The organism is Nocardia sp. NPDC049737, from assembly GCF_040674755.1.
Taxonomy (GTDB): domain Bacteria; phylum Actinomycetota; class Actinomycetes; order Mycobacteriales; family Mycobacteriaceae; genus Nocardia.
This window is the reverse complement of sequence record NZ_JBFANH010000014.1, coordinates 113,953-134,138: the sequence shown is the minus strand read 5'-3', so window position 1 is coordinate 134,138 and position 20,186 is coordinate 113,953. Positions and strand designations below refer to the sequence as shown.

20 protein-coding genes are annotated in these 20,186 nt (G+C 64.9%); 15 read left to right on the top strand and 5 right to left on the bottom strand.

The window, feature by feature from the left end; all coding sequences use genetic code 11:
- Positions 1-403 precede the first annotated feature (403 nt).
- From AB0J47_RS20160 to AB0J47_RS20115, 10 genes are all read left to right on the top strand, one after another.
- Complete coding sequence (locus tag AB0J47_RS20160) at positions 404-2,059, top strand: serine/threonine-protein kinase (RefSeq protein ID WP_364347657.1); 1,656 nt, start codon at positions 404-406, stop codon at positions 2,057-2,059.
- Between the two features lie 18 nt (positions 2,060-2,077).
- Positions 2,078-2,749 (top strand): HAD family phosphatase, encoded by a 672-nt coding sequence (locus AB0J47_RS20155; protein ID WP_364347654.1) that lies wholly within the window; start codon positions 2,078-2,080, stop codon positions 2,747-2,749.
- 202 nt (positions 2,750-2,951) lie between these two features.
- Positions 2,952-3,815: an arpA protein gene (locus AB0J47_RS20150; protein ID WP_364347651.1), complete on the top strand. Its 864-nt coding sequence runs from the start codon at positions 2,952-2,954 to the stop codon at positions 3,813-3,815.
- 10 nt (positions 3,816-3,825) lie between these two features.
- Complete coding sequence (locus AB0J47_RS20145) at positions 3,826-4,662, top strand: class I SAM-dependent methyltransferase (protein ID WP_364347648.1); 837 nt, start codon at positions 3,826-3,828, stop codon at positions 4,660-4,662.
- The gene (locus tag AB0J47_RS20140) at positions 4,659-6,470 is read left to right on the top strand and encodes a choline/carnitine O-acyltransferase (protein ID WP_364347645.1); all 1,812 of its coding nucleotides are present in this window, start codon (positions 4,659-4,661) and stop codon (positions 6,468-6,470) included. The genes AB0J47_RS20145 and AB0J47_RS20140 overlap by 4 nt, the downstream gene beginning before the upstream one ends.
- Before the next feature lie 113 nt (positions 6,471-6,583).
- Entirely contained in the window at positions 6,584-6,847 is a 264-nt protein-coding gene (locus AB0J47_RS20135) for a phosphoribosyl-ATP diphosphatase (protein ID WP_069162624.1), read from the top strand.
- Between the two features lie 123 nt (positions 6,848-6,970).
- The gene (gene hisG, locus AB0J47_RS20130) at positions 6,971-7,822 is read left to right on the top strand and encodes an ATP phosphoribosyltransferase (RefSeq protein ID WP_364347641.1); all 852 of its coding nucleotides are present in this window, start codon (positions 6,971-6,973) and stop codon (positions 7,820-7,822) included.
- Between the two features lie 146 nt (positions 7,823-7,968).
- A complete protein-coding gene (locus AB0J47_RS20125; RefSeq protein ID WP_364347638.1) occupies positions 7,969-8,103 on the top strand; it encodes a hypothetical protein in 135 nt (44 codons plus the stop codon).
- Positions 8,103-9,266 carry a putative sulfate exporter family transporter gene (locus tag AB0J47_RS20120; protein WP_364347635.1) on the top strand — a complete coding sequence of 388 codons (1,164 nt, stop codon included), beginning with the start codon at positions 8,103-8,105 and terminating at the stop codon, positions 9,264-9,266. The genes AB0J47_RS20125 and AB0J47_RS20120 overlap by 1 nt, the downstream gene beginning before the upstream one ends.
- A 200-nt stretch (positions 9,267-9,466) precedes the next feature.
- Positions 9,467-9,616 (top strand): hypothetical protein, encoded by a 150-nt coding sequence (locus tag AB0J47_RS20115; protein WP_364347632.1) that lies wholly within the window; start codon positions 9,467-9,469, stop codon positions 9,614-9,616.
- Positions 9,617-9,618: 2 nt separating this feature from the next.
- On the opposite strand, the gene AB0J47_RS20110 is transcribed toward AB0J47_RS20115, so the two are convergent.
- Positions 9,619-10,518 (bottom strand): RecB family exonuclease, encoded by a 900-nt coding sequence (locus tag AB0J47_RS20110; protein WP_364347629.1) that lies wholly within the window; start codon positions 10,516-10,518, stop codon positions 9,619-9,621.
- 80 nt (positions 10,519-10,598) lie between these two features.
- On the opposite strand from AB0J47_RS20110, the gene AB0J47_RS20105 reads away from it, so the two are divergent.
- A complete protein-coding gene (locus tag AB0J47_RS20105; protein WP_062989275.1) occupies positions 10,599-11,432 on the top strand; it encodes a tRNA (adenine-N1)-methyltransferase in 834 nt (277 codons plus the stop codon).
- Between the two features lies 1 nt (position 11,433).
- Here the strand turns inward: AB0J47_RS20105 and AB0J47_RS20100 are convergent, their stop codons facing one another.
- A complete protein-coding gene (locus tag AB0J47_RS20100) occupies positions 11,434-11,928 on the bottom strand; it encodes a hypothetical protein (protein ID WP_364347625.1) in 495 nt (164 codons plus the stop codon).
- Positions 11,929-12,134: 206 nt separating this feature from the next.
- Here AB0J47_RS20100 and arc point away from each other — a divergent pair, with 206 nt between their 5' ends.
- From arc to AB0J47_RS20080, 4 genes are all read left to right on the top strand, one after another.
- Positions 12,135-13,895, top strand: coding sequence for a proteasome ATPase (gene arc, locus AB0J47_RS20095; protein ID WP_364347894.1), 1,761 nt, complete (start codon positions 12,135-12,137; stop codon positions 13,893-13,895).
- A gap of 289 nt (positions 13,896-14,184) precedes the next feature.
- On the top strand, positions 14,185-14,814 hold the full coding sequence (locus AB0J47_RS20090; RefSeq protein ID WP_364347622.1) for a helix-turn-helix domain-containing protein: 630 nt from the start codon (positions 14,185-14,187) through the stop codon (positions 14,812-14,814).
- Positions 14,814-16,331 carry a glycosyltransferase family 39 protein gene (locus tag AB0J47_RS20085; protein WP_364347619.1) on the top strand — a complete coding sequence of 506 codons (1,518 nt, stop codon included), beginning with the start codon at positions 14,814-14,816 and terminating at the stop codon, positions 16,329-16,331. The genes AB0J47_RS20090 and AB0J47_RS20085 overlap by 1 nt, the downstream gene beginning before the upstream one ends.
- Positions 16,332-16,442: 111 nt before the next feature.
- Positions 16,443-16,880, top strand: a complete 438-nt coding sequence (locus tag AB0J47_RS20080) for a VOC family protein (protein ID WP_364347616.1) — start codon at positions 16,443-16,445, stop codon at positions 16,878-16,880.
- 19 nt (positions 16,881-16,899) lie between these two features.
- Here AB0J47_RS20080 and AB0J47_RS20075 read toward each other — a convergent pair whose 3' ends face one another.
- From AB0J47_RS20075 to AB0J47_RS20065, 3 genes are all read right to left on the bottom strand, one after another.
- Complete coding sequence (locus tag AB0J47_RS20075) at positions 16,900-18,057, bottom strand: lipase family protein (RefSeq protein WP_364347613.1); 1,158 nt, start codon at positions 18,055-18,057, stop codon at positions 16,900-16,902.
- 153 nt (positions 18,058-18,210) lie between these two features.
- Positions 18,211-19,086: an LLM class F420-dependent oxidoreductase gene (locus AB0J47_RS20070; protein WP_364347610.1), complete on the bottom strand. Its 876-nt coding sequence runs from the start codon at positions 19,084-19,086 to the stop codon at positions 18,211-18,213.
- Positions 19,087-19,238: 152 nt separating this feature from the next.
- Positions 19,239-19,958, bottom strand: coding sequence for a peptidylprolyl isomerase (locus AB0J47_RS20065; RefSeq protein ID WP_364347607.1), 720 nt, complete (start codon positions 19,956-19,958; stop codon positions 19,239-19,241).
- Positions 19,959-20,186 lie beyond the last annotated feature (228 nt).

Sequence of the window (20,186 nt, the reverse complement as noted above, 5' to 3'; positions counted from 1 at the left end):
TCTGTTTCCGGGCGGGATTCGTTATCCGCCCGGTACGGACGTTGTGATTCTCACCGCATCGGAATCGGGTCGATCGGTGCGGGTGATGGCCTTGATTACCTCGTGATATGTGAGATGAAATGCGGACGCCGACGACACGAGGGCTTGCGACGCGCGGGCGTATTCTTCGGCCGCGCGGCTCTGACCTGGGCTATCGCCTTCGGGTTCGCGCGCCGGTGGCTGGATGTCGGTCAGGTATGACAAAGTCGGAACTGTTGCAACTGCATCCGGGGCAGTCGGCGGATGTGTATGTCCTGCGGCAATTCGGGTGCAAAGGACTTCGGCGCGTAGCATTTTCGAAGATTTCCGCTTACGCGCGGAGTGCGGAATTGGCTCGGCGGGCAAGCAGGAGGGGCACAACACCATGACGGCGGACCGGTTGATCGCTGGACGGTATCGGCTGACGGATCCGATCGGCACCGGCGCCATGGGTGTGGTGTGGCGGGCTACCGATGTCCGGCTGCGCCGCACCGTCGCGGTGAAGCAGTTGGTGCTCGCGCCCGGTCTGTCCCGGTCCCAGGCCCTGGAGGCCAAGCTGCGGGCCATGCGGGAGGGCCGCATCGCGGCGCGACTACACCATCCCAATGCGATCACCGTCTTCGATGTCGCCGAGGAGGACGGCCAGCCGTGGCTGGTCATGGAGTACATGAACGCGCCGAGCCTGGCCGCGAAACTGGCGGGCAAGCGGACCCTGGAGCCGACCGAGGTGGCCCGCATCGGCGCGCAAGCCGCGGGTGCGCTGGCCGCTGCACACGATGCGGGCATCATGCATCGGGATGTGAAACCCGCGAATCTGCTCGTCGGCGACGACGGCACGGTGAAGATCACCGATTTCGGCATTTCCCGCGCCGTCGGCGATGTGACGGTCACCGCCACCGGATTCCTGGCGGGCACCCCGGCCTATCTCGCGCCGGAGGTGGCGCGCGGGGAGAATCCGGAACCGGCCTCGGATGTCTTCGCGCTCGGCTCCACGCTGTATGCGGCGGTCGAGGGCAGTCCGCCGTTCGGTGAGGGCGATAACGCTCTCGCGGTCCTGCATGCCGCGGCGCGGGCACAGATCCCGCCGCCGCAGCACGCGGGAGAACTCGGTCCGGTGCTGATGCGGCTGCTATCCGCCTCGATCGATGGTCGCCCAAATATGCGCGAGGCCAAGGAGGCGCTGGAAGCCGTTGCGGCGGGCCGGACTCCGGCGTTGGTGACCACGCCGACGATGACCAAGGTGCTGCCCGCACCCGGCGCGGATGCGACCACCGTTCTGAACAAGTCGGGTGGCGCGGCGGAAGACGCGACTCAGGTTGTCCCGCTCGCGGGCCCCGCCGCACCGGCCCGTACCGTCGCGCCGCCGCCCGCGCCGCCGAAGTCCGGCGGCACCCTGCCCGGCGGTGGCGGTGAGCAGAGTCGTGGCCGTCTGGTCGCGGTGGCCGCGGCCGCCGCGGTCGCGGTGCTGGTGCTGGTCGCGGTCATCGTGTCGTCGCTGAACAACGACGACAAGGGCGGTAGCGCAGTCGGTTCGACGACGCCGACACCGGCGCCCACCAGCTCGGAGACCGGACCGGAGTCGTCGATCGCGATCCAACCGGGTCAGCCGGAGCAGCAGGCGCCGACGACCACGGCGGCGCCGACCACCCAGCCCAGCACCACAGTGGCGCCGACCTCGTCTACCAAGCCGTCGACCACCGCACCGCCGACGACCACCACCACCCAGTTCGGTCCGGCCACCCCGGATCGGATCTCGCAATTCGTCTACGGCTACTACGGGATGCTGCCGGGCAATGTGCAGGGCGGGTGGTCTGAGCTGACGACGTCGTACCAGGCTCAGACCGGTGGCTTCGGCTCCTACTCACAGTTCTGGTCCACCGTTCGTTCGGTGAGCGTGAGCGGCGTCGCACCGAACGGTGAGAACCGGGCGGTCGTTTCGCTCACCTATAACCTGAAGAACGGCTCGACCTCTTCGGAGAACCGATGGATCCAGGTCGTGTCGGATAACGGGCGATTGCTGATCGCCGCTTCGGGCGTATAGGAGAGGGAGACGAATCGGGTGACGGCGCGACTTGCCGGTGTGCTGTGGGATATGGACGGCACGCTGCTCGATTCGGAGAAACTGTGGGATGTCGCCGTGCGCGAACTGGCTCGCGCACACGGTCACGAGATGACCGATGAACTGCGGCATTCATTGATCGGTGCGTCCGGACCGAACGCCCTTCGGCTCATTTTCGACGGTTTGGGTATCGAGAGGACACCGGATGCGTTGCGAGCCGCCGGTGAATTCATCGAGCGGCGGGTGACCGAACTGATGGCGGGGCCGATCCCATGGCGGCCCGGCGCGAAAGATGCGCTCGCATTGGCGCGCACTGCGGGTCTCCGCACCGCATTGGTCACCAATACCAAGCGGTCGCTTACGGAATTCGGCTTGGATACGCTCGGTCGCGATTTCTTCGACGTGTCGGTCTGCGGTGACGAAGTCGCGCACGGCAAGCCCGAACCCGAGATCTATCTGCGCGCCGCCGAACTGCTCGGTGTGCACCCGCGAGACTGTGTGGCACTGGAGGATTCGCCGACCGGTGCGGCCGCGGCCGGTGCTGCGGGCTGTGCGGTCATCGTGATCCCGTGTGAGATACCGGTTTCGGCGGCGCCGGGACGGGTATTCCTTGATTCATTGGTGGGATTGACACTGCGGGATCTGGAAGACGCGCTACGCGTCAGAGGTTGAGCCGCGCGCCCGAACAGGGAGCGTCTTCGGGACGGATCATGATCACGAGTCCCGCTGTTTGTGAGCCGACACTCCCGACCTCGCCATAGTGAGAGTTACTGTGCCGCAACGCAAGTGCGCGCAGTTGGCAGGTGTGACCGTAGTCACCGGCAACTTTGTCGAATCCCGGGCGTGTCGCCGATCGCTCTACCAAAATGACGCCATGGCTGCGACGGATGTCCTGGACGAGATCGTCGATACGGCACGGTATCCGCTGGGGGATCCGACCGGCGCGGCGTGCAGGGAAGCGGTGGCGCGGGCCCGCGCGGAGTTGGCCGAAAGTGGCTGCACCGTACTGCGCGAGTTCATCCGTTCTGAGTTGATCGAGACCCTGCGCGCGCAGGGCGAGACGATGGCCCCCGATGCGCACTATGAGGTCGAACGGGTCAACGCCTACAACATCCCGCTGAATACCGAACTGCCACAAGACCATCCGGGCCGCATCGTGTTGGAACGGGGCAATGCCTTCGTCCCGCGCGACCGCATTCCGGCCGAGGCCCTGATCCATCGGCTCTACACCAGTCCGCTGTTCCAGCGCTTTGTCGCGGATTGTTTCGGACTGACCGAATTGCACGAATTCGCAGACCCTTTGGCCGGATTGTGCCTGAACGTGGTGGCGCCCGGAATGTCACATCCCTGGCATTTCGACACCAATGAATTCACCGTCAGTATGTTGACCCAGCCTGCCGAGACCGGCGGAATCTTCGAGTACTGCCCGAATATTCGCTCACCCCACGCCGAGAACCTCGACGATGTGCGGGATGTGCTCACCGGATCCGGTGCGCAGCTCATCCGGCACCTCGATCTGCGGCCCGGCGATCTGCAATTGTTCCAGGGCCGCTTCTCGCTGCATCGGGTTTCGCCGGTCGAGGGCGGCACGGCACGGCATTCGGCGATCTTCGCCTATACCGATCGGCCCGGTGTCATCGGCACCGTGGAACGCACCCGCCAACTGTTCGGGCGGGTGCTGCCCGATCACCTAACCGCCGCGGCCGACGCCGTCCGTGGCGATCGGTTGCTCGACTGAGAGGGACGACATGCCAGTGCCGTTGCATACGACCGGAAAAGCTTCCTTCGACGATATCTACGACCGCCCCGATCCGCGCGATTACTACGCTCGGATGGCCGACTTGGATTACCGCATACCGGAACTGGCGAAACCGCACTTCCAGCAGCAGATTCGGGAATACCGTGCCTCCGCCCGCGTGGACACTCCGACCGTGCTCGATATCGGTTGCTCCTACGGCGTCAACGCGGCCCTGCTGCGCTTCGACACCACCGTGAGTGAACTCGCCGAGCATTACCGCGGTGCCGAGGACGCCGATCATGCCGCACTCATCGCCCGCGATAGGGCCCGCCTGGATGCCAGCAACCAGCTCCCCGGCGTCCACTTCATCGGCATGGATGCCGCCCGCCCGGCGCTGGCCTACGCCCAGGAAGCCGGATTCCTGCACGACACGGTGCACGCGGATCTCGAGGCCGCCGACCCGACCGAGGCGCAACGCCGTACGCTGGCGACCGCGGATATCGTCATCTCGACCGGTTGCGTCGGATACGTCACCGAGAAGACGCTGGCGCGGGTGGCAACGGCGCACCCGCGTCGCCGGCCGTGGATGGCACACTTCGTACTACGGATGTTCAGCTTCGAACCGATCGCCGCGGAGCTGGCGGCGCTCGGCTACCGCACCGAGCGAGCCCCCGGGGTGTTCGAACAACGCAAGTTCGCATCCGATAATGAACGCACCCAGGTGCTGAATGCCTTGGCCGCCAACGGAATCGACACCGCTGGCCAGGAAAGCACAGGTTGGCTGCTTGCCAACCTGTACATCTCGCGACCGCTACCGAAACACGCCGACCCCAAGGACCCGCATTGACCGAACGCACCTTCGCCGCCGACGACCACCTGCCAAGGGTGCCCCTGCCGACGCTGGAGGACAGCGGCGAGCGGTTGCTGCAGTGGTGTGCGCCACTGCTGACCGCCGACGAATTCGCCACCACCGAGGCAGCGGTCGCCGACCTGCTTCGCCCCGACGGTCCGGGCCGAAAGCTGCACGCGGCCCTGGCCGAATACGATGCCACCCCCGGCGTCGGGAGCTGGCTGGATCTGTTCTGGCCGTCGCGCTATCTGGGCCGTCGTGATCGCATCGCCTTGAATGCCAACTTCTTCTTCCTGTTCCGTGATGACACCGCACTGGCCGCCTCCACCGAGGCCTCGCAGGTGGCGCGGGCGGCCGGAATCATCACGGCCGCGGTCGATTACAAGCTGGCGCTCGATATCGAGGCGATCCCGCCGGTCACCCAGCGCGGACAGCAGCTGTCGATGTGGCAGAACAGGTACCTGTTCTCCGAAACCCGGATTCCGGGGGAGACACAGGATTCCGTGCGGGTGCCCTACAGCGACGAATGGCCAGGACCGTCGACCGCCAGGCATATTGTGGTGTTCTTCCGCGGCAGCATGTTCCGGATGGATGTGATCGGACCGGACGGTGTGCCCTACTCGCTGGAGGATCTCGCCGACGGGCTGCGCGCGGTGCTCAAGGCCGGTGCACGCTCGGCCCGCACCGATACCGCAGTCGGCCATCTGACCACCAAGGCGCGGGCCGAATGGGCCGTCAGTAGACAGGGATTGCTGGCCGAACCCGCCAACGCCGCGGCCTTGGACACCATCGAGACCGCACTGTTCGGCGTGTGTCTGGAGGATTTCCCGCCGCGCGATGAACTGCAGGCCTGTGATCAGCTGCTGCACGGTGACAGCGCCAACCGTTGGTTCGACAAGTCGGTGTCGTTCATCGTCTTCGCTGATGGTCAGGCTGGCATCAATGTCGAGCACTGCGGTCTCGACGGCACCACCATCCTGTCCTTCGTCGACACGCTGCTGGAGGCTCCGGCCGCCGAGCACGCCGAACGGGCCGGGGCACAGCCGCAGGGGTTGCCCCCGGTCGAGCCGATCGAATTCGTCCTCGATCAGGCGCAGCGCGCCGATATCGCGGCGGCTGGAGCGGCATTCTCCCGGTATGCGGCCGAGAATGCCACCGCGACAGTATCTTTCGATTTCGGCACCACTCGCGCCAAACAGTTCGGCATCTCACCGGATGCGTTCGCACAGCTGAGCTATCAGCTGGCGCACCGGCGCAGTAAGGGATTGACCGGCGCCACCTACGAATCCATTGCCACCAGGCAGTACCGCAACGGCCGCACCGAGGCCATGCGGGTGGTGACACCGGAGATGGTGGCCTTCGTCGATGCCATGCAAGATCCAGCGGTCGCGCAGGCCGACCGGCTCGCTGCCGCGCGGACGGCCGCGAGCGCGCATGTCGAACGCGCTAAGCAGTGTCAGGCTGGTAACGCGCCCGAACAGCATCTGTGGGAACTCGAGTGGATCCAGCGGCGGCGCGGCGCCGAACTCGGCGTCACCGAGCCGATCCCGCTCTACACCAGCCCCGGCTGGACGATCATGCGCGACGACTACCTGAGCACGAGCTCTGCCCCGTCGGTCAATATCCGCTACTTCGGTTTCGGCTCAACCAGCCAGAAGTGCGTCGGCATCGCCTACGTCCTGCTGCCGGACCGTTGGAACATCTACCTGGCCACCCCCAAGCCCGTCGCCGCGGAGATGTACGCCTTCGCCGATCACCTGCGCACCGCCGTAGCGGACCTGGAGGAACTCCTCTCGGCTGCCTGACGCATGGCTTCGCACCCCTTGTGGCAGCCACAAGGGGTGCGAAGAGTGCGCCTGATGGGTGGGGCCGGGCCGGAGCAACAGGTCCGCATACCCGTCTGAAACAATGGCTCACCGTGAAGAACTTCGAAACCCTGTTCGCCGAGCTGCAAGATCGTGCGGTCACCCGCCCCGAGGGGTCGGGGACCGTGGCGGCATTGGACGCGGGCGTGCATTTCCAGGGTAAGAAGGTGCTCGAGGAGGCCGGTGAGATCTGGTTGGCCGCCGAGCACGAGAGCGACGAGGCGCTCGCCGAGGAGATTTCGCAACTGCTGTACTGGGTCCAGGTGCTGATGGTGGGCCGCGGGCTGAAGCTGGAAGACGTGTACCGACATCTGTGACGGCGGTGTTGAATTTGCGGCACTCGCGGGCCCCTTCGTGGTTACGCTCCGCTACCGCCTCCGGGGCCGTCGCCCGCGCCGCCACGTCGATCCCTAGTTCTCCTCCTCGAAAGGACCCTCCCCATGCTGCGCGTCGCAGTCCCGAATAAAGGCGCACTTTCCGAATCGGCCACCTCGATCCTCGCCGAGGCCGGTTACCGCAAGCGCACCGATTCCCGCGACCTGACCGTCCTCGATCCGGCCAACCAGGTCGAGTTCTTCTTCCTGCGGCCCAAGGACATCGCCATCTACGTCGGCTCCGGTGAGCTCGACCTCGGCATCACCGGCCGCGACCTGGCGCTGGATTCCGGTGCACCGGTTCAGGAACGGCTCGCCCTCGGGTTCGGCCGCTCCTCCTTCCGCTACGCCGCTCCGGCTGAGCGCGAATGGAAGGTCGAGGACCTCTACGACAAGCGCATTGCCACCTCGTACCCGAATCTGGTCCTGAGCGATCTGCGGCGCCGCGGTATCGAGGCCGAGGTGATCCGCCTCGACGGCGCGGTCGAGATCTCCATCCAACTCGGGGTGGCCGATGCTATTGCCGATGTGGTCGGCTCCGGCCGCACGCTGCGCCAGCACAATCTGGTTGCCTTCGGCGAGACGCTGTGTGATTCGGAGGGCGTGCTCATCGAGCGCACCGGCTCCGATCAGAACGAACGGGCCCGCAATCAGCTCATCGCCCGCATCCAGGGCGTCGTATTCGGCCAGCAATACATCATGTTGGACTACGACTGCCCGAAGGAACTTCTGGCGGAGGCGGTCGAGATCACGCCCGGTCTCGAGTCGCCGACGGTTTCCCCGCTCGCCGATTCGAACTGGGTCGCCATCCGCGCCATGGTGCCGCGCAAACAGGGCAACGAGGTGATGGACCAGCTCGCCGAACTCGGCGCGAAGGCCATTCTGGCCTTCGATATCCGGTCCTGCCGCGCCTTCTGACCTGATTTCTACAACTCGGCCCCGTCACTCGGCGGGGCCGAGTTGTTTTGTGCGAGTGATCGATTCACTGCGATTGCAATCGGTGTGCTGACCTGCGGTTGATTGGTACGTTACGGCCTCGATGAGGAAATGCGAGGAGTATCACAGTGACGCAGACATCGCCCGTGAAATCTTCGGGCAGCACATTCGCGTGGAATGAGGACTGGCTGGCCGCCATCGTCGGCCTGGTTCTCATCGCCTTGGTTCTGCTCGGCGCAATCCCGGATTGGTTGGTGCCGTGATGTCGGAGAGCGAAGCCAGGACCGAGTCGGACGTCACCGATCAGAATACAGTCCGATCCGAAACCGCTGCACTGCAGTCGATTCCACGTCCCACGGTAGTTGAGATCGGAGTCGGGATCGCGGTCGTCATCCTGCTCGGCGCGCTGACCCGCTACTTCGACACCCATGTGCCGCGGTGGGCGGTCGGTACGCCGTTCAACCGGGTCGCCAAGTCGATCGAATTCCCGGTGTACGCCATTGTCATCGGCCTGATCGGCAATGTCGTACTCGCTGAACTCGATCTCCGGGAACGCCTTTCGGCCGGATTCCGCACCGAATTCTTCATCAAGACCGGTGTGGTGCTGCTAGGCGCATCGATCAATCTGAAGATCTTGGTGACCGCGGCGGGCCCGTCGATCGTGCAGGCGCTGCTGCTGATCACCGCCGTTTTCGGCTTCACGTGGTGGCTGGGCGGTCGACTGGGTCTCGACGATAAGCTGCGCGCCCTGCTGTCCTCGGCCGTCTCGATCTGCGGTGTCAGCGCCGCCATCGCGGCCGCGGGCGCGGTGCAGGCCAAACGCGAGCAGATCGCGTACGCGGCATCGCTGGTGATCATCTTCGCGCTACCGTCGATCTTCGTATTGCCCTGGCTCGCAGATGTTTTCAATCTCTCCGATGCGGTCGCGGGGGCTTGGATCGGCGGCAATATCGACACGACCGCGGCGGTCGCGGCCTCCGGTGCGATCGCGGGGGAGAAGGCACTGCAGATCGCCACCATCGTGAAGACCACGCAGAATGCGCTCATCGGCATTGTCGCCATCGCGCTGACCGCCTACTTCACGATCCGGGTCGAGCGCATTCCCGGTGCGGCCCGGCCCTCGCTGCGCCAGTTCTGGGAGCGGTTCCCGAAGTTCGTGATCGGCTTCGTCGCAGCCTCCGTCATCGGCACGCTCTATCTGCAGTCGGTGGACAAGAAGACCGGCGCGGCGCATATTGCGATCGTCAACGATCTGCGGACCTGGTTCCTGATCTTCGCCTTTGTCTCCATCGGTCTGGAGTTCTCGCTGCGCGGCTTGCGCGAGGCAGGCTGGCGTCCGGTCGTGGTCTTCGGATCCGCGGCGGTCTTCAATCTGGCGGTCGGGCTGGGTCTGTCCCTGCTGCTTTTCCGCAACTTCACCGCGTAGATCCGCGCCGGCAACCTGCGGTTACGGTGCTCGCCGGTCACCCCGGCGAGCATCGCAGTGGTGTTGTGTGCTTTCAGTTCGCGACGGAACTCACGAAAACTTCATGCTCTGCTGTCAACACTGGGGCCGGGTTGGGCGAAACAACTATGGAAGACCTCGGACGGGCAGGCCGTTCGGGACCGAAGGACAGGGGAAGCCCAGTGAAACCGAGTATCGAGTCGGTCGGTTCGTGGTGGCGGATTCGCAATATGCTCATCGTGATCGGTGATGCTCTCGGCGTCCTCGTACTCATCGGCGTCATCGCCGCACTCGGTTCGCATGGCCTCGATCTGAATCTGTTCCTCGGCTGAGCTCAGTCGGCGACCGCGTCGGCGAAGGTTTCGTCCGGCGATTCCCCGGTGCCACCGTCCGGCCAGCCCGGATAGACCGGTGGTGTGCCGCCGAATGCGGGGCACAGACTCTTGTAGCTGCAATGTCCGCACAGCCAGCTGGTACTCGGCAGGAACTCGCCGGTCCGCCCGGCCGACAGAATGGCCTGCCAGAGGGCCGAGAGGGTGCGTTCGAAGCGCAGCAGTTCGTCCTCGTCGGGGGCATAGGTGAGGATCTGCTCGTCGGCTAGGTAGATCAGTCGCAATTGGGTGGGCAGGATGCCGCGGGTGCGCAGCACGACCAAGGCGTAGAACTTGAGCTGGAACAGCGCCTTGGTCTCTTGGGCGAGTCCGGGAGCCCGGCCGGTTTTGTAGTCGACGACGCGCAGCTCACCGGTCGCAGCGACATCGATGCGGTCGACGAACCCACGCAGGAGCGCACCGTCGTCGAGTTCGACCTCCACTCGCGACTCGCACGACTCCGGATCGAAGCGGGTCGGATCCTCCAGCCGGTAGTACGTCTCGACGAACGCGCGCACTTCGCCTAGAAAGCCCGCCAGTCCGTCCGCTGCGACCACTTCGGCGACCTCGGGTCTATCAGCTAGCACCCGGGCCCATGCGGGCTCGACGAGCCCGGCAGCGCGTTCGAACCGGCGTTCACCGGCGGGCAGTCCGTACAGATCCTCCAGCACCGCGTGCACCACCGTGCCGCGCACCGCGACCCGCGTCGGCGGCTCCGGAATCCGATCGATCGCCCGGAACCGGTACTTCAGCGGGCACTGCTTGAAATCCATTGCCCGCGAAGGTGACAGTGCCGGACGTGGACGATCGGATGCGACCTCCCGCGCGATGTCGGCAGGGGGCGTGGTGACCGGCGGATGCATACCTGGCAGGCTATCCGGGCGCACCGACACGCCGGTGCCAGCCAGTGCGGACAGCAGCGACGACCAGCGAACGGAGATACATGACGGCCAGACGGACCGGGCCATTCACCATCGGGGACCGGGTACAGCTGACCGATGCCAAGGGGCGCCTCTACACCGTGGTGCTGGAACCGGGTAAGGAATTCCACACGCATCGCGGCGGTATCAAACACGACAACCTGATCGGCGCCGATGAGGGCAGTGTCGTGCAATCCACCAATGGCACACCGTATTTGGCATTGCGGCCGTTGCTGATCGATTACGTGCTTTCCATGCCGCGCGGCGCGGCGGTCATCTACCCCAAGGATGCCGCCCAGATCGTGCACGAGGGCGATATGTTCCCCGGCGCGCGGGTACTGGAGGCCGGTGCGGGTTCGGGTGCGTTGACGTGCTCGCTGCTGCGCGCCGTCGGCCCGCAGGGCCAGGTCGTCTCCTACGAGATCCGCGAGGACCACGCCGAACACGCGATCCGCAATGTGGAAACCTTCTTCGGCGAGCGCCCGGACAACTGGTCGATCACCGTCGCCGATGTCGCCGACTACGACGGCGCGCCGGTCGATCGCGTCGTCCTGGATATGCTCGCGCCGTGGGATGCGCTACCCGCTGTGTCCAAGGCGCTGGTCCCCGGCGGTGTGCTGATCGTCTATGTGGCGACCGTCACACAGTTGTCGAAGGTGGTCGAGGCGCTGCGCGAGCAGGAGTGCTGGACCGAGCCGCGCTCGTGGGAATCGATGGTGCGCGGCTGGCATGTGGTGGGGCTGGCGGTGCGGCCCGAACATCGCATGCAGGGCCACACCGCCTTCCTGGTCAGCGCGCGGCGCCTCGCCGAGGGCACGGTCACCCCGAAGCCGCAGCGTCGACCGTCGAAGGGCTGATTCAGGCCGGAACGCAGGGCGCCTGCGCGAAACCGAGCATCAGGCAGCCGCTGGCATCCGAGAGCTTCCAGGTGCCGTCAACATATTCCCAGGTCAGAGGCATCGCGGGGGCGGTGCCGTGCGGTGAGGTGATGGTCACCTGGGCGGTCGCGGATTCGCCGCTGGTGGTGATATCGGCGACCGCGTAGATGAGCTTGCCGTAGCTGCCGAGCGCCTGGTTCATCTGGTCGATATTGGCGGTGCGTTTTTCGCCGTTGACGATCAGCTTGGTCTTCTCGGAGGTGGGTTTTGCCGGGTCGGAGAGGGCATCCAGGACGGCGGTGAGAGTTTCGGCGGTGGGTGCGGCGGCGCTGCCGTGATCGCCGTGACCTGCGGCGCTGGTCGTCGCTGCGGCGGAGGTGGTACTCGTGGCCTTGGTATCGGACTTATCGTCGGAGCCACAGCCGGTCAGACCGACGGTAGCGGCCATCGCCGCCGCGGTGATAACCATGGACATACGCAGCGTCCTGGCGGGAAGGAGCATTGTCAGCAACCTTTCGGTTCGGGCGGCGAAGCGGGTCGCCGTGGTCTGGTTAGGGCAGGCTAACATGGTGGATCCGCCGCCGACCGCGGCCCAGATGTGATCACGACGAAACCATGTCGGAAAGCGAGAACGGTTCGCGCCCGGTAGCGTTAATAGACCGGGACTGGGAGGAGCAGCACATGAGCCCCATCGAGAATTCGGATTCGGCGGCCTGGAGAGAGCTCGAGGCGGTACGCGCCGAAGCGGCTGCACTCCGCAGGCAACTGGCCGATTCGCCGGATCGTGCACGGGAATTGGAAGCCCGTATCGATTCGCTGACCATTCGCAACACCAAGCTGATGGACACCCTCAAGGAAGCGCGCCAGCAGTTGGTGGCGTTGCGCGAGGAGGTCGATCGGCTCGGTCAGCCACCCAGTGGATACGGCGTTCTGATCGGTGTGTACGAGGATCAGACGGTCGATGTGTTCACTTCGGGGCGCAAGATGCGTCTGACGTGTTCACCCAATATCGACACCTCGACCCTCGAGTACGGCCAGACCGTGCGCCTCAACGAGGCGCTGACAGTCGTGGAGGCCGGCATCTTCGATGCAGTGGGTGAGATCGGCACCCTGCGCGAGATCCTCGACGACAGTCGTCGCGCGCTGGTCGTCGGGCATGCCGACGAGGAACGTGTGGTGTGGCTGGCGGGTCCGCTGGCCAAGCTCGCCGAAGTCGACGATCTCGAAGATCCCGATCAGCCGATTCGCAAACTGCGGCCGGGTGATTCGCTACTCGTGGATACCAAGGCGGGTTTCGCCTTCGAGCGCATCCCCAAGGCCGAGGTCGAGGATCTCGTACTCGAGGAAGTCCCCGATGTCGACTACGGCGATATCGGTGGTCTCGGTCGACAGATCGAGCAGATCCGTGATGCGGTGGAATTGCCGTTCCTGCACAAGGACCTGTTCCGCGAATACGCGCTGCGCCCGCCCAAGGGTGTGCTGCTCTACGGTCCACCCGGTTGCGGTAAGACTTTGATCGCCAAGGCCGTTGCCAACTCGCTGGCGAAGAAGATCGCCGAGGCGCGTGGTGAGGATGCCAAGGAAGCCAAGTCGTTCTTCCTGAACATCAAGGGCCCCGAGCTGCTGAACAAGTTCGTGGGTGAGACCGAGCGCCACATCCGGATCATCTTCCAGCGTGCGCGAGAGAAGGCGTCCGAAGGTACGCCGGTGATCGTGTTCTTCGACGAGATGGATTCGATCTTCCGGACCCGCGGTTCGGGCGTGTCCTCCGATGTGGAGACCACGGTCGTGCCGCAGCTGCTCTCGGAGATCGACGGTGTCGAGGGTCTCGAGAACGTCATCGTGATCGGTGCCTCCAACCGCGAGGACATGATCGACCCCGCGATCCTGCGGCCCGGACGTCTCGATGTGAAGATCAAGATCGAGCGCCCGGACGCCGAATCGGCACAGGACATCTTCTCCAAGTACCTGACCGAGCATCTGCCGCTGCACGCCGACGATCTCGAAGAGTTCGGCGGCGACAAGGGGCTGTGCATTCGCGCGATGATCGAACGGGTCGTCGACCGGATGTACGCCGAGAGCGAGGACAATCGCTTCCTGGAGGTCACCTACGCCAACGGTGACAAGGAAGTCCTGTACTTCAAGGACTTCAACTCCGGCGCCATGATCCAGAACATCGTGGACCGCTCCAAGAAGTACGCCATCAAGGCCGTCCTCGACACCGGCAACCCGGGCCTGCGCATCCAGCATCTCTACGATTCGATCGTGGACGAGTTCTCCGAAAACGAGGACCTGCCCAACACCACGAATCCCGATGACTGGGCCCGCATTTCAGGTAAGAAGGGCGAGCGGATCGTCTACATCCGCACTCTGGTTACTGGCAAGAACGCCAGCGCCAGCCGCGCCATCGATACCGAGTCGAACACAGGTCAGTACCTGTAGGTTTCGGGCCGAGGGCCGTGCCTCCTGTTGGGGGTGCGGCCCTCGGGTGGTTCGGGCGAGTGGATCGTCTACATCCGGCTGTGCGTGTTCACTGGCAAGAACGCCAGCGCCAGCCGCGCCATCGATACCGAGTCGAACACAGGTCAGTACCTGTAGGTTTCGAACCGAGGGCCGTGCCTCCAGTTGGGGGCGCGGCTCTTCGGCGTTTCCGGGGTCATCCTTGTGGGGTAGGTGGAGGTCGTTCTTTGGGCTGATGTGGGGATTTGGGCGGGTGGGTTAAAATTTGGCCATGCGGCCAGAAAATGGGACGGGTGGTCGGCAGCGGTCGTTCATCGAGGAGGCGCGGCGGCGGCAGATCATTGCTTCGGCGGTAGAGGTGATTTCGGAGGAGGGGTATGGGCGGGCTTCGCTGGCGCGGATCGCGAAGCATGCCGGGATCTCCAAGGGCGTCATCTCGTACCACTTCGCAGGGAAGGACGAGTTGATGGAGCAGCTGGTGATCCAGCTGTATGTGTCCGGTGGCGAGCACATCGCGCCCGCGGTGATGGCGGCGGACGGGCCGCGGAATCAGTTGCTCGCCTATATCGGGGCGAATCTGGGATTCATCGATGCGAATAAGAAGTATGTCGCGGCGCTGACCGATGTGGTGCTGAATCTGCGTGATGCGGAGGGTAAGCCGCGGTTCGCCTCGGCAGAGGGGGAGCAAGAGATTATCCGACCGCTCATCGACATCATGCGGGAGGGGCAGCACGCCGGCGAATTCGGCGAATTCGATCCGGCGGTCATGGCCAAGTCGATTCGCGATGCCATCGATGGCGCGGCCGGGCGGGCGATTCGGGAGAAGGACTTCGATATGACGACGTACTCGGCGCATGTGTGCCGACTATTCGATTTGGCGACCCGAAAGGGGGGGACGTGATGACCACCGTGGTGGAAAGTGAAGTGCGGCAGGAAGATAACGGCGAGACGGCACCGTTCGCTTGGTTCGGTGTGGGCGCGATCGCCGTGGTGGCGGCAACCATGCTGTTCGCATCGCTGGGACGGTACGGATACTTCGGTGACGAACTGTATTTCCTGTCGGCCGGGCGCCGACTCGGATTCGGCTATGCCGATCAGGGGCCGCTACTGCCCGCGATCGCCCGGCTGATGGATGTGCTGGCACCGGGATCGCTGGTGGCACTGCGGATTCCGGCCGCACTGGTCACCGTTGCCGCAGTGCTGATCAGTGCCCAGATCGCCCGGGAGTTCGGCGGTTCGCGGACCGCGCAGATATTGAGCGCGGCAGCATATGCGACCTCGCCGTTCCTGCTCGTGCAGGGAACTCAGTTGGCCACCAACACGATTGATACCGCGTTATGGGTGGTGATCAGCTGGCTGGTGATCCGGTGGGTGCGCACTCGCCAGGACAGTCTGCTGTTGTGGGCCGCGTTGGTCACGGCGCTGGATATGCAGGTGAAGTGGCTGATTCCGTTCTTCTGGATCGCGGTCGCCATCGGCCTAGCGATCTATGGTCCGCGGGAGCTGTTGCGGCGACCGGTGTTGTGGATGGGCGCGGTTTTCGTTGTCCTGGTGATGGTTCCGACGCTGATCTGGCAGGCCGAGCACGACTGGCCACAGCTGCGATTGGGTGCGGTGGTCGCGGCGGAGCAGGCGACGATCGGTGGCCGCTACAGCTGGCTGCCGCTGGCGCTGATCGCGGCCGGATTGTTCGGCGGTGTGCTGCTGGTCGTGGGAATCTGGGCGCTGTTCCGCTCGGAGACCTTGCGGCCGTACCGATTTCTCGCGCCGCTGCCCCTGCTGCTGGCCGTGGCATTCGTCGCAACCAACGGTCGCCCCTACTACGCGGCCGGCTGCTACGCGGCGATCATGGCGGCGGGCGCGGTGCGCTGGACCGAGTACACCGGACGATGGCGAACCTATGCGACAGTTCCGCTGGTCGCGATTTCGGTGGCGATCGCGGTGTTCACGATGCCTTGGCAATCCGAGTCGTCCATCGATCCGGTCGACAGTCAGGCCGAGGCCGGTATCGAAATCGGCCTGTACGGCAAGTTCGGCTGGCCGGAGCTACGCGAGGCGACCGCCGACGCCTACCGGGCACTCCCACCGGCCGAGCGTGCGAACGCGGTGATAGTCACCGATTCCTATTGGCAGGCAAGCGCTTTGGATGTCGACTCGAATCGCTTCGGCCTGCCCGCCACCTATAGCCCGAACCGCGGTTTCGGATACTTCGGTACCCCACCGGATTCCGCGACAACGGTGCTGTGGGTCGGCAATGTCGAAGACGAAATGCGTGCCACCTGTGGCGAATTGACCCCGGTCGGTCGCGTCGACGCGCGCCTCGGCTACCCGGACGTCACCCGCAATGTCACCATCTGGCGCTGCACCCCACGTCAGCCCTGGTCGCAGGTCTGGTCCGACCTGCTTCGCCTCGACTGACCGGCCGTTTGTCCGATTCGTTCAAGACATCCGAACAACACCCGCGTTGACTGAACCATGGCAGGGCCGAAGCCGCACCCCGGCCATGGTTCGAGGATCAGGAGGATCGGTATGAAAACGAATATCCGCGCGATCACCTTGGCCGTGAGCGACCTCGAACGGTCGCTGCGCTTCTACCGCGACGGCCTCGGCCTCTCCTCCCCGGGCATTATCGGCACCGAGTTCATCCGCGACGAGCAGAACCCCGGCGGGTCGGTCGCCATGTTCACCCTCGACAACGGCCTGATTCTGTCCCTCTACTCGCGCACCGACCTGGCCATGGATGCGGGCATCGCCGTCGATCGAGTCACCGGCTCACCGATGAGCCTCGGCTTCTTCGCCGACTCCCGCGAGGACGTCGACCGTATCCTGCAACAGGCCGAACAAGCGGGCGGCACCATCGTCCGACCACCTGTGACTCGCCCATGGGGTATCTGCGCGGGCTACTTCGCAGACCCTGACGGTCATCTGTGGGAAGCTGTGTACTTCCTGAACCGCATGTCGGATTGATATCCGTTGTCTCACAGTGTTATTCGGTAGTGAACAGGCCGGTGAGGAACGGGATCAGTTGGGGCCAGGAGGCTTCGACGATGCCCTGGTGGTCGGTGGGGTAGCTTCGGAACTGGTATCGGGTTCCGGAGGCGCTCAGTTGGCCCAGGAGGACTGCGGTCGAGGGGAAGGGGACCGTGGTGTCCTGCTCGCCCTGAGTGATGAGCAGCGGTTGTCGGTAGCCGGAGGTCGGTACGGCCAGGTACCGGGTGAGTCGAGCGGTGAAGTCGCCGGTCAGTAACGGTTTGGTGAGTAGCGAACCGAGGGAGAGGCCCTGGACCTGGGCGGGCCAATTCGATACGCACGAGGTGGCCAGACGTTCCATCGCGGCGATACCCGTTGGGGTGTAGTAGCTTTCGATATCGGAAGCGGGGTAGGCGATGCGCATGCCCTCGAGTACCGCGGCGACGTTGTCGATGAAGCCATCGAGGACCGGAGCGCGGGGTACGTAGGGGCCCGCGAGCGCGATGGCCTGCTCCACGTTGGCCGGTGGTGCGAGGGCGGCGGTGCCGCGGAAGTCGAGTTCGGGCGCGTAGGTCGAGGCGAGAGCGCCGGTGTTCAAGGCCGCATGTCCGCCCTGGGAAACGCCCACGACCGCCCAACGCGTCGACAGGTCGGGATCGGCGGTGCGCGCGGCACGGACGAGGTCGACGGTGGCGGTGGCTTCGGTGCGGGACTGCAGGTAGGGATGCGTTGTCACGGCACCGGGATTCAGACCGACATAGTCGGGGGCGACCACCGCATAGCCTCGGTCCAGCAGGCGATGCAGATACGAGGTATCGGACCGGGCCTTCGTGGTGGTGATTCCGCACTGCGGGCCCAGGCCGCTGGTGCCGTGATCCCATGCGATTACCGGCCAACCTCCGGGTGGCGGTGTCCCACTCGGGGTGAGCAGCAGTCCGGTCGCCGTCGTGGCTGCGCCGGTCGGGCCCTCGGTGACGTATTCGAGCACCGAGGGCCGATCGAACCCACCCCAACCTGGCGCCTGTGCGGTCGAGGACTCCAGTCCGCCCGCCGTTTCGTCGGCATGTGCGCCACCCGCGCCCGTTACGGCCAGTATCGCGGCTGCCAGCGCAGTGAGACCGGACCGTAGGCGAATGCGTTTCGAATCGCCGCTGTTCCGACAGTGCGCATGCATAGCTGCTCCTCTGCTCGGTACAGATGTCAGCAGACTATCGAGAACCCGCCATCGGCGGTAGGCGAACTCGAGCCGCTCGCCCGTAACGAGATCGGATACGACACGCGCCCTTTCACCCGAACTTCATGCGAAAGGGCATATGCCGTAAGGGAGTTAACCGAGTTCGGCGAGTTGAGGTACCACCGGCGCCATGCCCTCGATCCACGCCGCCGGGGACCCGGAGGTCGGGATAATGATCACGGTGTGCACGCCGAGCTTTGCGTAATCGGCCATCTGGCGGACGAATTCATCGCGATTGTCCGGATTCGGGCGCGGATTATTGGCCATGATGGTGATGCGGATATCGTCGAAATCGCGCCCGACATCGTCGCAGTGGCGGCGCAGGACGTCGAGTTTGTGGCCGACTTCCTCGGGAGCGGAACCGAAGAGGTTGCAGGCGTCGCCGTACTGCGCGACCAACCGCAGCGTCTTGCGTTCGCCGCCACCGCCGATGAGCACCTTGGGGCGGTTGATCGGCTGCGGCGAGCACAGTGTCTCGGCCAGCTGATAGTGCTTGCCGTCGAAGGGGCCGTTGTTCTGCGGGTCCCACATCTGCTGACAGATGCGCAGCGTCTCCTCGAGGCGCTCGAACCGTTCGGCGATCGGCGGGAACTGCACACCGAGCCCACGATGTTCCCGCTCGAACCAGGCGGCGCCGAGTCCGAGCACCGCGCGGCCACCCGACAGGACATCGACGGTGGTGACGATCTTGGCGAGCAGACCGGGATGCCGGTAGGTCACGCCGGTGACGAGCAGGCCGAGGTTGATACGGGAGGTGTGTGCGGCCAGATAGCCGAGGGTGGTGTAGCCCTCCAGCATATTGGCCTCGGCAGGCAGGCCGGTCGGCTCGATCTGGAAGTAGTGGTCCATGAACGACAGCCAGGTCGCACCGGACGCCTCTGCCGCGGCGCCGACCCTGGCCAACTCACCGGCAATGGCGGTGGTGCCGCCGTCGATGTCGAATATCGGTAGGTGAAAACCGAGTTCCATGAAGTGATCCCCTGGTACTAGACGATTTTGCACTGCCAACGCTATGACCTGGAGTGCACTCCAAGTCAAGTGTCGGGAAGCAAATCTCGCAGGGGGCCACCAAAACCGATGGCGGCGTCGCCATGGACGACACCGCCATCAGCTTATGTCGATCAGCCCTGAGCGGTGGTCACCGAATTCAGGACGACATCGGCGTTCGGGCGACCGTCTTCGCCGTCCGCGGCGCCCGCATTGGCGACCCGCGCCAGAACATCCATACCGCCGGTGATCTTGCCGAACGGGGTGTAGTTCGGCGGCAGCTGCGAATCCTTGTAGACCAGGAAGAACTGGCTGCCGTTGGTGTCGGGACCGGCATTGGCCATCGCGACAGTACCCGCCGGATAGGTGGCGCCGTCCAGGTTCTCGTTCGGGAACTGGTAGCCCGGACCGCCGGTGCCGGTGGCGGTGGGATCACCGCACTGCAGGACGAAGATGCCCGCGGTGGTCAAGCGGTGGCACTGGGTGTGGTCGAAATACTTCTGTCCGGCCAGGAATACGAAGGAGTTCACCGTGCGCGGCGCGCGGGCGGCCTCCAGGGCGATATTGACTGTGCCGCAAGTGGTTTCCAGCTGCGCGGTGTACTTCGCGCCCGTGTCGATCGCCATGGCGGGCTCGCTGGCCCACTGCTTGCTCTCGGGTTTGGCCGAATCGGGGGCCACGCATCCGGCGATCGGGGTGCCCGGATCCGCCGAGACCCCGCCCGCGGCGAAGATCGCGAGGGTGGTGCCGACGGCGAGTACACCGACGCCCCGGAGCAGGGCAGTCCCGACTCTGCGAGGCTGCCCGATGGGCTGATGGTGGTCGAATTGCCGCGCCTGCACTTCGCTGCTCACCGGTCGAGGTCTCCTTCTGTTGTGTATCGCATCGGGTGATGCTGAGCGGATCATTCCATCTCGACGCTTCCAGCGGAACGAGATGCGTATTGCGACTGTGTGGCAATGGAATCCGCCGCTGTGCGGAGAGTGGTCGGTTAGCATGGCTGCGAGGGAGGCGCATCTGATCGGCTAGCCGGCTCGGCACGCATCGACTCTGGCGGTGACATCGCTTCCACGGGAGGTGTA